This is a genomic window from Pandoraea pulmonicola, assembly GCF_000815105.2.
GTDB lineage: Bacteria > Pseudomonadota > Gammaproteobacteria > Burkholderiales > Burkholderiaceae > Pandoraea > Pandoraea pulmonicola.
In genome coordinates this window covers 42,361-56,127 of record NZ_CP010310.2, presented here as the reverse complement: position 1 = coordinate 56,127, position 13,767 = coordinate 42,361, and the positions used below count along the sequence as shown (strand labels likewise).

The following is a 13,767-nucleotide window of genomic DNA, read 5'->3' as shown; positions in this document are numbered from 1 at the left end:
CGCGGCGAGCGACCGTGCATCGACGATGCGCCGCGCCAAGGGAGTCGCCGAGGGCGAAGGCCGACCGTCACTCGACCTCGTATCGCTTGTCGAGTTCGTCGTAGAACGGCTTGTTCACCAGGCGCTGACGCTCCGCGAAGGGCACCACGAGCGACGGGTCTTCGTCCAGACGCCCCGTGCTGCGCAGCGTACCCAATGCCTTCTGCATGCCGAGTACCGCGCTTTGCAGCGCGGCGTTGGCATACAGCACGATGCCGTAGCCGAGTTCGGCCAGGCGTGGCTGCGATTGCGTCGGCGTCTTGCCGCCGATCACGATGTTGATCAGTTGCGGGCGCTCGAACAGCGTGGGCAGACGCTCGATATCGGCGAGCGTTCGCGTCGCCTCGATGAACAGGATGTCGGCGCCGGCCTCGATCAAGCGATGACCGCGCTCGATGGCGGCTTCGATGCCCTCGACGGCCACAGCGTCGGTGCGGGCGATGATCTGCAGGTTGGCGTCCTCGCGCGCATCGACGGCAGCGCGAATCTTGCCGGCCATCTCCTGCGTGCCGACCACGGCCTTGCCATTGAAATGGCCGCACTTCTTCGGCAACACCTGATCTTCGAACTGGATGGCGTCCGCGCCGCTGCGCTCGAGCACGCGCACGGCGTGACGCACGTTCAGCGCATTGCCGTAGCCCGTGTCGGCGTCCACGATGATCGGCAGCGAAACGGCGTCGCGTACGCGCGCCGTGTGCTCGGCCATCTCCGCCAGTCCCACGAAGGCGAGGTCGGGCAGGCCGAGCGACATGTTGGTCACGCCGGCCCCGGTGAGGTAAAGCGCTTCGAATCCCGCGTCTTCGATGACGCGGGCGGAAAGGGCGTTGAACGCGCCCGGTACGAGCAGGCCGTGGCGGGCTTCGACCTTGCGGCGGAATTCGGCGCGGCGCTGGGCAGTCGCAGTGGTCATGACAAACATCTCCATATCGGTAAATGGCATAACCGTCTGCAATGTGCGTGCCAGCTGAAGCCGGATTTGATAACACCGGACATTTCCCCATGAAAACAAAGAATTGCGATCGATGCCCCACTTTTTCGGTTGTGGCAGAATTCGGGGAAATTCGTTGGAACGTTTCATGAAACACCAATGAAACGCCTTCCGAAACGTTTCACCCTGCCGTACGGAGACATCGCCATGCCCCCCGCCCTGACCGGTACCGAGCCGCCTCGCCACGCCGCGCCCCTCGATCCGCGCAGCCGCCGTCCGGGCATTGCGCTCGTGAGCATCAGCCGCTTGCAGACGTTGTGCGAAACCGTCGCGCCGCGCTACACCGATCGCGCGCGCTTTTATTCCGTGCGCGAGGGGTATGGCGCGGCCGTCGCCGCGCTGCAGCCGTACGTGGAATCGGGTGCCGTCGACGTGGTGCTGGCCGCCGGCTCGAACGGCGCGTATCTGCGTGAAAACCTGTCCGTGCCGGTGGTCACCGTGAAGGTCAATGGCTTCGACGTGCTCAGCGCGATCACGCGCGCCACGACGACGTGGCCCGACAGCCCGCTGGGACTCGTGCTCCACGAAACGGTCTCGCGTGAGCTCGACGATCTCGGTCAGTTGCTGAAGATCCAGTTGCGTCAGCACGCCTATCGCTCCGTGGGCGAAGTGAAGGCCGCCGTCGATACGCTCGCGGCGCAGGGCTGCAAGGTCATCATCGGCCCGGGCATGGCATGCGATCTCGCGCAGGAAGTGGGTCTGGAGCACGTCTTCCTCTATTCGCTCGGGGCGGTGGAAGAGGCGTTCGAGCGCTCCGTCGAGCTCGCACGGGTGAGCCGCGAGAAGGAAGCGAAGCGCATGCGCCTGAACACCATCGTCGCGCACATGCGCGACGGCGTCGCGGCATTCGACGAGAACGGACAACTCGAAGCTGTGAACCCGGCGATGTTCTCGCTGCTTGGCGTGGACGAAGAGCGCATGGCGACGGCAGGTGAGCGTCAGTTCGAGCTGACGCGAAAGCTCGGTCCGTTGCTGCGCGAGTTGTCCGAAGGCGGCGTCGCCATCGAGGAACGTCTGGCGCATATCGATTCGCGCCCATTCATCGTGAGCTGCGTGCCGATCCACGAGCACGGCCTGCGCGCCGGTGCGGTCGTCACGGTGCAGGACGCGCAGATGGCACAGCGCATCGACCGGTCGTTGCGCACGACCCAGCGGCCCAGGCATCTCGTCGCGAGACACGAACTCGACGAGTTCGAGGGCGCCTCACCACAGATCGAGCGCGTGAAGCGACTCGCCCGCGCCGGGGCCTCGCACGATGCCACGGTGCTGCTGACGGGCGAGAGCGGCACGGGCAAGGAACTCGTCGCACAGGGCATTCACAACGCGAGCGCCCGGCGCGGCAATCCGTTCGTCGCGTTCAACTGCGCGGCGCTGCCCGAAGGACTCATCGAAAGCGAGCTCTTCGGGCACGACGAAGGCGCCTTCACCGGCGCCCGGCGCGGCGGCAAGGCGGGTCTGTTCGAGATCGCGCATACGGGCACGATCTTCCTCGACGAGATCGGCGAAATGCCTGCCGCCTTGCAAAGCCGGTTGCTGCGGGTGTTGCAGGAGCGGGAAGTGATGCGGCTGGGCTCCGGGCGTCCGGTGCCGGTCGACGTGCGCGTCATTGCCGCCACGCATCGGGACCTGAACGCACTCGTCGCCGAGGGGCGTTTCCGCGCCGACCTGTATTTCCGTTTAAACCTGCTGCAAATCGCGTTGCCCGCGCTGCGCGAGCGACGCGCCGACATCCGTCAGTTGGCGCGCACGCTGCTCGCGCGCAACGCTGCGCAATACGGGCTCGACGTGCGCGCCTCCGCGCGGATTCTCAACGCGCTGGCGCCGCTGTTCGACCACTATGACTGGCCCGGGAATGTGCGCGAGCTGGAGAATCTGCTGGCCCGCGCCGCGATCTATCTCGACGGCGACGTGGCGCAGCAGGCGCAGGCGCTGCACGAGGTGTTTCCGGAGTTATCCCGTCTGCAAGGACCGCGTCACGACGTGCAGCAGAACAAACAGGACGCGACGCGCGGGACCGATGCGCCGCATGCGCCGATCACCCGCGCGGCTGCGCTCGCCGCGTTGGAGGCGGCGGCGGGCAATCGCGCGGCGGCGGCCCGCGCGCTGGGTATCAGCCGCACGACGTTCTGGCGACTGATGAAGTCGACGGGCTGAATACGACGGCAGCGCATGCCGGGGCGACGATGAGATGCGTCCCGATGCGTCCTGTTCGCGCCGGCAACAGACGACTACGGCTTCACCGCGCAGGTCGCGAGAAACGTCGGCAGGAATTTGTCGATGACGAAGCGCGGGTTCGGCTGTTCGTCTTCCACGAAGCCTTTGAGGACGAACCCCGCTTCCAGCTGGCCGCCGATCTGTTCCGTCAGGCTGTGACCGAATACCAGCGCTTCGCCCCGCGATTGTTTCTCGGCCATCTCCAACGACGTGAGATCGCGCACGTCGGCGTAAGGGATGCGAAACCGCGGGCGAATGATGCCCTGCGCAAAATCATCGGCGTTGCGATCCGCGACGAACACCACCGGATTGAAGAAGCTGCTGAGCAGTCGTCCGCCATGACGCAGTACACGGAAGCACTCTCGCCAAACCGGACGAACGTCCGGCACGTACAGGTTGGAAATCGGGTGAAAGACGTAGTCGAACGTCTGCGCGTCGAACACCGAAAGATCGCGCATATCGCCTTCGACGGTCGTGAGCGCGAGGCCATCGCGGCGCGCCACGGTTTCGTCCTGCGCCAATTGCGCGGGCGAGGCGTCGAACACGGTGACGTCCGCGCCCGCCGCACTGAGGACGGGGGCTTGCTGGCCGCCTGCGGAGGCAAGGCACAGAATGCGCAAACCGTGCACGTCGTCGGGCAGCCAGTCGCGGGGAAGGGCCGATGGCGTCAGATGCACGGTCCACTCGCCACGGCGTGCGGCGGCGATCACTTCGGCGCTTACCGGCCGCGACCATTCGCCCTGCCGGGTTGCCTGACGGTTCCATGCGGCGCGGTTATGTTCAAAGATATCGAGGGGTTGCAGTCGGGAGTCAGGCACAGTGTTTTTCTGTGGCAATGTGGGCGATGGGGAAAACTGCCTTGGCAGAACGAGGATGCGGAAGAAGCGGGGAAAGCGATGTCCGGTATGTTACGCGCTCATCCGGTCGGCCGGCATTTCGCTCCCACACCCCGCGCCCCACGCTTCACGCTTCACGCTTCACGCGACCATGGTGTACCCCATCACCACCACGCACACCGTCATCAGCACCGTGGCAATCCATCCACCGATCGCGATGGCCGGCGAGTTCTTCATCTTCCCCACCACCTTCTCGCGCGAGGACAGCACCATGACCATCACCATGCATGGCACGGCCACCACGCCGTTGATGACCGCGCTCCAGTACAGCGCCTTGATCGGGTTGATCGGGCTGAAACATACGATCGCACCGACCACCGTGCACAGCGCGATCACTGCGTAGAAGGTCCTGGCGGTGCGCGGCGTCCGGCTCATGCCGGCAGGCTGCCGAAGCGCACCCGCAATGGCGTAGGCCGAACTGCCGGTCAGCGACGGAATGGCGAGCAGCCCGCATCCGATGAGTCCCAAAGAAAAAAGCAGCCTGGCCGACTTTCCGGCGATCGGTTCGAGCGCGCTCGCCGCCTGACTTGTCGACTCGATGTCGTGAACGCCATGCGTGAAGAACGCCGCAGCCGCCGTCATCATGATGCAGGCCGCCACAATGTTGGAGGTGAGCATGCCCACCCAGGTATCGGCCAGAATGCGCCTCTCCTGCGCATCGTGCTCGGCCGCCGCGTGTTTCACCGGGTGCTCGTCGTCACGCGCCTCGATCTCCTCGACCTCGAGCGCCGACTGCCACACGAACAGGTAAGGGCTGATCGTGGTGCCGAGAATCGCCACCAGCGTCGTCGCATACGCCTTCGTCGGCGAGATCGACGGCAGCACGATGGCATGCAGCGCGGCGCGCCAATCGGTATGGATCACGAACAGATTGGCGATGTAGGCAAACAGGGCGAGCGTCAGCCACTTCAAATAGCGCGCGTATGCCTCGTACTTCAACCTCACCTGGAGAATCAGCGTGAGCGCCGCGAACAATACCGCGTACCAGTAATTCTTCCCGCCGATGACTTCCGCGGTCGCGTCACCCATCGCCGCGAGATCGGCGCCGACGTTGATGACGTTCGCGATGACGATGAGCGTCGCAATCACGATCGCCGTCGCGCGCGAGTAGTGCTTCCGGACCTCCGCCAATATGCCGTGGCCCGCGCCGCGTCCGATGTGGGCGGACGCCACCTGGATGCACACCATCAGCGGGATGGTGATGACCGCGGACCAAAGCACATTGTTGCCGAACTGCGATCCGGCCTGCGTATAGGTCGCGATGCCGCTCGGGTCGTCGTCGGCCACACCGGTCAGCAGGCCGGGTCCCAACCGACGGAACATCGACCGCAGACGGCCGCCATCGCGCGCCTTCCCGTTCATGACGGATGCTTCTTCTGTCGTTTTCATGGTGCGCTCTCCCTTTTCAACTACCTTAGCAATTAACGCGCCATCGGCAAGTCGGCATGGTCCTTGCGTGACATCGCGTCCGAGGCGGTCATCGACCGTCGTGACGAAGGAGAAAACCATGGCATCCCACAAGAAGCAGCAGCCGAACGAGCAAGGCTTCCGTGAGCTTTTGTATCAGGCCTATGAGACGGAACTGGGCGGCGAGAAGGTCTACACCGCCGCCCTCAAGTGTGTAAAAAATACAGACCTTGAGAAAGAATGGAACGAGTACCTCAAGCAGACGAGGGGACACCAGGAGGCGCTGGAGGAAGTGTTCTCCTCACTGGACATGAACCTCGACGAGCGCACACCGGGCCGGGAAATCGTCGCGCACCATGGCGCATCGCTCGTGGCTGCGATTGAACTCGCCGCCAAATCGGGCGACGCCGCCCTCGCGGAGATCGTCGCGGCGGAATGCGTGGTGCTCGCCGAGACCAAGGACCATCAGAACTGGACGTTGCTGGCGAGCGTCACGGAACATGCCGAGGGCGATCTCAAGAAGGTGCTGCAGGACGCTGTCTCGGCCGTGGAAACGCAGGAGGATCGCCATCTGTATCACACGATGGGCTGGGCCCGCGAACTGTGGATCGATACGCTGGGCTATCCGGCCGTCCTGCCGCCGCCAGAGGAAAGAAAGCACGTGGAGTCTGCGATCGGGGCGGCGCGTGCCGAGCAGGCGAGAGAGAAGATGATTCCGCGACGGCACTGATACGTCGCATATGTAGCCTACGTAGCGCGTCCGACGACCTGTGCTGCGCCACGGGTCGCTCGCACGTCAAGACGCGTCGGGTGGTGCGATCCGCCCCAGTCGGTTGTACAGCGTCTTCAGACTGATGCCGAGCGATCTGGCGGCGGCCGGCTTGTCGCCGTCGAAGTGGCGCAACGCGGAGGCAATCATGAACTGCTGCGCCTCGAAAAGCGGAGCACCGACCGGTATCGACACCATGCCGCCCTCGAAGACGGCCTTCGCGCCGGGGCCCGGTGACGGCACGAGTTCGAGCTCGTCGTCGGCGAGGATAAACGCGCGCTCGATGGCGTTATGCAGCTCTCTCACGTTGCCTGGCCAATGATATCGGCCGAGGGTCTGCAGTGATCGCTTCGAAAACGACTTCGACGTTCCGCATTTGCCATTCAGTTCGGATAACTTCATTTCCGCCAGGGCAAAGACGTCATTTCCGCGGCGGCGCAACGGCGGCACCGAAACCGTGAAAGCGGCCAGTCGGAAGAAGAGGTCTTCGCGGAAGGTGCCTTTGCGGGTGGCGTGCGCCGGGTTGCCGTTCGTTGCGGCGATGATGCGCGTGTTGAATGCCACTGGCTCCGTGCCCCCCACGCGAAACGCAGTGCGCGTTTCCAGCGCGCGGAGCAGCTTGACCTGCAGCCCCGCCGGCATGTCCTGGATTTCGTCGAGCAGGATGGTGCCGCTCGCCGCCGACTCGAAATATCCCGCGCTGGCGCGATGCGCGCCGGTGAAGCTGCCGCGCTCGTGGCCGAAGAACAGCGACTCCGCGAGATCCTCCGGAATGGCAGCGCAATTTACGGAAACGAAGGGGCCTGCGGCATTGAGGCCCTTCTCGTGAAGGTAGCGGGCAACGACTTCCTTGCCGCTCCCCGTTTCACCGACGATCAGCACGCTCGCGGTGGTAGGCGCCAATCGGTCGATCGTCGCTCTCAGAGTACATATCGCCGACGATTCACCGATCAGACGGTGTTCGGCCTGCCCAACTTTCAGCATCGATTCCTCCCAGAATTCGATCCTCAGTTGTTAACTTCGCAAGGAAACGTACAGCTTAACTATAGAGAGGGGAAACATACGGGCAAGTTACATCAATAATTCTTTTCGATGTCCACGACGGGATAGAAATGTTTTATTGGCGCGCGTCGAACGGACTGTACTTAGATACGAAATCTCGCAGAACGATGTAGTTCGCACACAGAACATGGAGCCTCCATGCCATATGTATTGATCGTCGACGGCGACGAATCCACGCGTACGATGCTGGGCGCCGCCGCCACGGCACAACAGTTGGCGAACGATGCCGTAGGAACGCTTGCCGAGGCCCGCTGCAAGATTCGCAGCCGGGTGCCGGATGTCGTGTTCATGGAGCTGTCCCTGCCTGACGGCAACGGTCTGGAACTGTTCGAAGCGTTACCGAGCGGCCTGAACGTCGAGATGGTGCCGATGACGGCGAACGCCAGCGTCGAATCGGCCATCGAGGCGTTGCGGCACGGCGCCGCCGACTATCTGCAAAAGCCGATCAACGTTCAGCGGCTGGATACGATTCTCGCGCGCGTGCCCCGCACCGACGAGCTCCGGGCGGAGATCGCCGATCTGCGCGCACAGTTGCAGCGTCTCGGCAGATTCGGTCGAATGCTGGGAAGCTCGCCGGCGATGCAGAAAATCTATGAGGCGATCGCGCGCGTTGCGCCGAGCGAGGCATCGGTGATGCTCACCGGCGAATCGGGCACGGGCAAGGAGCTGGCCGCGCAGACGGTGCACGACTTGAGCCTGCGCCGCAAAGGGCCGTTCGTCGCGGTGAACTGCGGCGCCATCGCGGCGAATCTGGTCGAGAGCGAATTGTTCGGTCACGACCGGGGCAGCTTCACCGGCGCGGATCGACAGCACAAAGGCTTCTTCGAGCGGGCGCATGGCGGCACGCTCTTTCTGGATGAAGTCACGGAGATGCCGCTGGCGTCGCAGGTGAAACTGTTGCGCGTGCTGGAGACGGGACGCCTCACGCGGCTGGGCGGCAGTCAGGAAATCGAAGTCGACGTGAGAATCGTCGCCGCAACCAATGTGGCTCCCGAGAAGGCGTTGGAGCGCGGCACGTTCCGCCTGGACCTGTTCCATCGACTGAACGTGTTTCCCATCACCATGCCGCCCCTGAGAGAGCGCGGCGACGACATCGCCATGCTGGCCAATGCGTTCCTGCGCGAATTTTCGGAGCGCAGCGGGCGGCGCATGCGCTTTTCCGAAGGCGCACTCGAAGCGCTTGGCCACTATTCCTGGGATGGCAATGTTCGCGAGCTGCGAAATCTCGTGCAGCGCGCCCACATCCTGACCGAGGGCGACGTCATCGAATCGCTTCCGCGTCCCGCGATGCTGGAAGCGGACGAGGCCATTACGTCCGACGATGCGGTGGTTCTTCCCGTGGAATCCACGCTCGAGGAGCTCGACCGCGCATTGGTCAACGCCACGCTCGCAAAATGCGGCGGGATCAAGGCGCACGCCGCGGAAATTCTCGATGTCAGTCTGAAGACGCTGTACAACCGTCTCGATGGCGACGGAAAGACCGGAGCGGCATAAGGTATCGCGGTGCAAGTCCACTCAGTGCACCGCACCGCGTTCCGGCTCGCCCGATGCCCCACTCCACCGCTTTCGTCCGGCCGTATCTCCGAGAACGAATCCCGGTGACTGCCAATCCGGCTGTCGGACGGACGCATGACGGCTGTCGTGTCGCAGACAGCGGATCAGTGCTTCGGTACAACTTTTTCCAATTTACACCCGGTTCCGGGCGTCGCCGGGCAATGGGCGTTCGTGATGCGGTGCTCGCGGCGGGGGCGCGAAGCCGGTATGCAATTTGCATATAGGGGGGTGAGCGTCATTCACGGCGCGGTTCCAGACGACGGGAGTCCCCATGCGCACGAGCCATCGAATGCTGACAGGCAAAACCGGGCGGGGGTGCGTTTGCGCGGGCCGTGTTGCGGCTCTCGTGTTGTTCACCGTGGGCGCTTGCGCCCAGAGTTTCGCGGCGGGCAGCGGGCTCGGCGCGGGTCACCGTGACGATGCGATGTCGCCGGCGACCACGGACGAGGGCCAGGCCCGCAGCGCGACGGACATGGACGCCGAATTCCTTGCCGCGGCAGTCGGCTTCAGCCGAGATCAGATCGCCGCGAGCCGGGTCATCGCGCACGAGACGGGAAACTCGGAAATTCGCGCATACGCGGGTCGGATGAGCCTCGAACACGAGAAGCTCGCCGAAGCGCTTCATAGTCTGAGCATGCGGCATTCGATCGAAACGCCGAACGCGCCGCCGAATCAGTCCAACCTGAACGAGATGGCAAGCAAGCAACTTCCCGCCGTGGATCGGCATTACCTGTCGGTCGCGGGATCGGCCGCGTTGCGCAGGATCATCCTCGTGTACGAGGACGAAGCGAAGCACGGCCGGGAGGCCGATATCCGAAAGTTTGCGACGTCCGCGCTCACGACGCTCCATCGCGAATTGAGCATGGCGCAAGCGCTGGAGAAGAAGGTGTTCCCCAACCAATAGGCCGCGATATGCCGCGCAGGACAGTGACCGCGTGCGGCGATGGAACGGCAATGGCTGCGTCCAGGATGAGGTTCATGCAACGGAAGGGACACCACGAAACCGCACGTGGAGACTCCCTCTTTCCGCCGCTTCGTCGGCGGTTTTTTTGCCCGATGAAAAAAGGGCTGAACCCGGTGTTCCGGATTCAGCCCTTGTGCGGCGGGAGGTGGTCCGTCGCTCAGATCACGCCTTGCGCCAACATGGCGTCGGCAACCTTCACGAAGCCGGCGACGTTAGCACCGTTCACATAGCTGACCGAGCCGTCCGCGCGACGACCGTGGTGCAGACAGACCTCGTGGATGCTGCGCATGATGTCGTGCAGACGCGCATCGACTTCCTCGCGCGGCCAGGAGATGCGCATGGCGTTCTGGCTCATTTCCAGTCCCGACGTGGCAACGCCGCCGGCGTTGCTCGCCTTGCCCGGTGCGTAGAGAACGCCGTGACCCTCGAAGCGTTTCGCCGCCTCGTTGGTGGACGGCATGTTGGCCCCTTCCGCGACGCAGATCACGCCGTTGGCGATGAGCGTCGCGGCATCGTCGTCGTTCAGTTCGTTCTGCGTGGCGCAGGGCAACGCGACGTCGACCGGCACGTGCCACGGGCGCTGGCCTGCCAGAAAGGTGAGACCGGTACGTTGCGCGTAGTCGCTCACGCGTCCGTAGTGATGGTTCTTCACGTCCATCAACTCAGCCAGCTTTTCGGGAGTGAAACCGTCTTCGTCGACGACCGTGCCGCTCGAATCGGACACCGTGACGACCTTGGCGCCGAGGGCCATCGCCTTCTCGACGGCGTACTGTGCGACGTTGCCGGAGCCGGACACGCTCACACGCAGGCCGTCGAAACCGCGGCCGGACTGCTTGAGCATTTCCTCGGCGAAGTAGACGGTGCCGTAGCCGGTGGCCTCCGGACGGATCAGCGAGCCGCCGAAGGACAGCCCCTTGCCGGTAAACACGCAGTCGGCGCGGTTCGAGAGCTTCTTCATCATGCCGGCCATGAAGCCGACCTCGCGACCGCCCACGCCGATGTCTCCGGCGGGCACGTCCGTGTCGCTGCCGACGTGACGGAACAGTTCGCTCACGAACGCCTGGCAGAAGCGCATGACTTCACCGGGGCTCTTGCCCTTCGGGTCGAAGTCGGAGCCGCCCTTGCCGCCGCCCATGGGCAACGTGGTCAGCGCGTTCTTGAAGGTCTGCTCGAAGGCGAGGAACTTGAGGATCGACAGGTTGACCGACGGATGGAAGCGCAGACCGCCCTTGTACGGCCCGATGGCCGAGCTGTGCTGGATGCGATAGCCGCGATTGACCTGCACGTCGCCATGATCGTCGACCCACGACACCCGGAACATGACGATGCGCTCGGGCTCGACCAGACGGTCGAGCAGGCCGTGCTCGGCATACTTCGGATGTTTCGAAATGTAGGGCCAAAGGCTTTCCATCACCTCCGTGACAGCCTGCAGGAACTCCGGTTGGCCAGGATTGCGCTCGGCGGTAAAGCGCAGGAACTCATCAAGTGATTGATATTTCATTTCGGACGCCCATCGATGGTGCTTGTTCTTGTGCGGAACAGCATTTTGCACCATTTGGGGACATCGGTACGGCAAAAATACGGAAATCTGGGTGGGATTTTCAGCAGGTTGTGCTGCAACGGCAAGTCGTGCAAAGGGCGCGCCGGCGATCGTGGGTGGGGCGTTCGTCTTTGCCGGTATGCAGCAATCGAGATGACTTCGCCTTCCATGGCGGACGGCAGGAATAAAGACAAGCATGCCGAAACATTTATACTGGGTCCGTCCTGTCGCCTGGCTGCCCCCTGGGATCCGATGCGGCGAAATGTCTCGGTAGTCGATGTATCAGTACGTCCGCGAATACCTCTCTGAGCAAGACCGACGCCGGATGGCGTCCATTAAAACGCCGGTGGCCCACACCGGCATTTGAACCCAGGAGCGAGCGCAATGGCTGAAACTCTCATCAAGGTCGACCTGAACCAGTCCGCGTACGAAAACGAGCAAGTCCATAACCGTTGGCATCCGGATATTCCGATGGCGTGTTGGGTGAAGCCCGGCGACGATTTCATTCTTGAAACCTACGACTGGACCGGTGGTTTCATCAAGAACAACGACAGTGCGGACGACGTGCGCGACATCGATCTGTCGATCGTGCATTTCCTCTCGGGTCCCGTGGGAGTGCGAGGCGCGGAACCGGGCGATCTGCTCGTGGTCGACCTGCTCGACATTGGCGCCAAGGCGGACAGTCAATGGGGTTTCAATGGCTTCTTCTCGAAGACGAACGGGGGCGGTTTCCTGACCGAACACTTCCCGCATGCGCAGAAGTCGATCTGGGACTTCCATGGGTTGTACACGAGTTCGCGCCATATCCCCGGCGTCAGTTTCGCGGGGATGATTCATCCGGGGCTCATCGGCTGTCTGCCTGACCCCAAGCTGCTGGAGACGTGGAACGCGCGCGAGACCGGGCTGATCGCGACGGCGCCCGAGCGGGTGCCGCCCCTGGCGAATCCGCCGTTCGCCGCGACAGCGCATATGGGCAAGCTCTCCGGCGCCGCCCGGGACAAGGCGGCCGCGACGGGCGCGCGCACCGTGCCGCCTCGCGAGCATGGCGGCAATTGCGACATCAAGGATCTGTCGCGCGGCTCGAAGGTCTTCTTCCCGGTGTACGTCGACGGGGCGGGCCTGTCGGTCGGGGATCTGCACTTCAGCCAGGGCGACGGCGAAATCACGTTCTGCGGCGCCATCGAAATGGCCGGGTGGGTGCACATGCGCGTGAACGTGATCAAGGACGGGATGGCGAAGTACGGCATTCGCAATCCGGTGTTTCAGCCGAGCCCGATTACGCCAGCATACAACGACTATCTGATCTTCGAAGGAATTTCGGTGGACGAGCAAGGCGGGCAGCACTACCTCGACGTGACGGTGGCCTACCGCCAGGCCTGTCTGAACGCCATCGAGTACCTGAAGAAGTTCGGGTACTCGGGGGCACAGGCGTATTCGATACTCGGCTGTGCGCCGGTGCAGGGGCACATCAGCGGCGTGGTCGATATTCCGAACGCCTGTGCGACGCTGTGGCTGCCAACGCAGATCTTCGATTTCGACATCCGTCCGAACGCCGACGGCCCGGTGCGTCACGTGAAGGGTGGGGTCGACATGCCGTGTTCGCCCGACCTCGTGAAGTCGTGATGCGTTGCGCGACACGGAGACGACCATGCCGATATACGACTACGAATGTGGCACCTGTGGACCCTTTGTGCTGATGCGGCGGATCGCGGACCGCGACGCCCCATGCCATTGCCCGGACTGTGGCGTCGAGGGAACGCGAATGATTACCGCGCCGTCGCTGGCGCTGATGGAAAGCACGCGTCGCTCCGCTCATGCGACCAATGAGCGGGCTTCGAATGCACCGCGCCACTCTGGCGACGCGCCGTCACGGCCTCACCGCGCAGGATGCAGTTGCTGCTCCGGCGGCAAGGTGGCGCTGGCCGGCGCGAGCCGCGAAGCTTCGAATGGCCTCAAGCGACCGGCCGGACGGCCGTGGATGATCAGCCACTAGCGGAGCAGTGGGTGTAACGCGCCTTGCAATGAGGAAGCCCCATGGTCGAGAGACTTATGGGGCTTCTTTTGCGTGCGACCAGGCCCGCTGGGCACAGGACGTCGATGGCCGTTCGAGCCGGTGGGACGTCGGCAGGAATCCGGAAAAGTGCGAAAAACGTCGGTGATTACCCGCGGATCCGACCGCGCGCCCTTGTTGGGAGTCGTACGGCGCTTGACGGAAAATTAAAGCTTTTTTACTCTTTCGCGCGACTTGCCGGGCATTGATCAGGACTAGAGAACATTCATCGAACGGCAACGATCTCGGCGTATAAGAACGCAGCACCGGCGGCGGTCCATCGA

The 13,767-nt window shown here is 63.6% G+C and carries 11 protein-coding genes; 6 read left to right on the top strand and 5 right to left on the bottom strand.

From position 1 onward, the window contains the following. Positions 1-67 precede the first annotated feature (67 nt). Positions 68-949: an isocitrate lyase/PEP mutase family protein gene (locus tag RO07_RS00165; RefSeq protein WP_039406977.1), complete on the bottom strand. Its 882-nt coding sequence runs from the start codon at positions 947-949 to the stop codon at positions 68-70. A 225-nt stretch (positions 950-1,174) separates the two neighbouring features. Here RO07_RS00165 and prpR point away from each other — a divergent pair, with 225 nt between their 5' ends. Further along, a complete protein-coding gene (gene prpR / locus RO07_RS00160) occupies positions 1,175-3,181 on the top strand; it encodes a propionate catabolism operon regulatory protein PrpR (RefSeq protein WP_084072805.1) in 2,007 nt (668 codons plus the stop codon). A gap of 74 nt (positions 3,182-3,255) precedes the next feature. Here the strand turns inward: prpR and RO07_RS00155 are convergent, their stop codons facing one another. Next, entirely contained in the window at positions 3,256-4,059 is an 804-nt protein-coding gene (locus RO07_RS00155; protein WP_039406974.1) for a class I SAM-dependent methyltransferase, read from the bottom strand. Between the two features lie 159 nt (positions 4,060-4,218). Then, positions 4,219-5,526, bottom strand: a complete 1,308-nt coding sequence (locus tag RO07_RS00150) for an Nramp family divalent metal transporter (protein WP_237171348.1) — start codon at positions 5,524-5,526, stop codon at positions 4,219-4,221. Between the two features lie 118 nt (positions 5,527-5,644). Here RO07_RS00150 and RO07_RS00145 point away from each other — a divergent pair, with 118 nt between their 5' ends. Beyond that, positions 5,645-6,274: a DUF892 family protein gene (locus RO07_RS00145; RefSeq protein ID WP_039406972.1), complete on the top strand. Its 630-nt coding sequence runs from the start codon at positions 5,645-5,647 to the stop codon at positions 6,272-6,274. Positions 6,275-6,340: 66 nt separating this feature from the next. On the opposite strand, the gene RO07_RS00140 is transcribed toward RO07_RS00145, so the two are convergent. Next, positions 6,341-7,297: a sigma 54-interacting transcriptional regulator gene (locus RO07_RS00140; RefSeq protein ID WP_039406970.1), complete on the bottom strand. Its 957-nt coding sequence runs from the start codon at positions 7,295-7,297 to the stop codon at positions 6,341-6,343. A gap of 216 nt (positions 7,298-7,513) precedes the next feature. Here RO07_RS00140 and RO07_RS00135 point away from each other — a divergent pair, with 216 nt between their 5' ends. Both RO07_RS00135 and RO07_RS00130 read left to right on the top strand, forming a co-directional pair. Then, on the top strand, positions 7,514-8,869 hold the full coding sequence (locus tag RO07_RS00135; protein ID WP_039406968.1) for a sigma-54-dependent transcriptional regulator: 1,356 nt from the start codon (positions 7,514-7,516) through the stop codon (positions 8,867-8,869). Positions 8,870-9,218: 349 nt separating this feature from the next. Then, entirely contained in the window at positions 9,219-9,833 is a 615-nt protein-coding gene (locus tag RO07_RS00130) for a DUF4142 domain-containing protein (RefSeq protein WP_160118087.1), read from the top strand. Positions 9,834-10,050: 217 nt separating this feature from the next. Here RO07_RS00130 and gdhA read toward each other — a convergent pair whose 3' ends face one another. Continuing rightward, a complete protein-coding gene (gdhA, locus tag RO07_RS00125; RefSeq protein ID WP_039406966.1) occupies positions 10,051-11,394 on the bottom strand; it encodes an NADP-specific glutamate dehydrogenase in 1,344 nt (447 codons plus the stop codon). A 423-nt stretch (positions 11,395-11,817) separates the two neighbouring features. Here gdhA and fmdA point away from each other — a divergent pair, with 423 nt between their 5' ends. Beyond that, positions 11,818-13,056, top strand: coding sequence for a formamidase (gene fmdA, locus RO07_RS00120; RefSeq protein WP_039406963.1), 1,239 nt, complete (start codon positions 11,818-11,820; stop codon positions 13,054-13,056). 25 nt (positions 13,057-13,081) lie between these two features. Continuing rightward, on the top strand, positions 13,082-13,426 hold the full coding sequence (locus tag RO07_RS00115) for an FmdB family zinc ribbon protein (protein WP_039406960.1): 345 nt from the start codon (positions 13,082-13,084) through the stop codon (positions 13,424-13,426). Positions 13,427-13,767 lie beyond the last annotated feature (341 nt).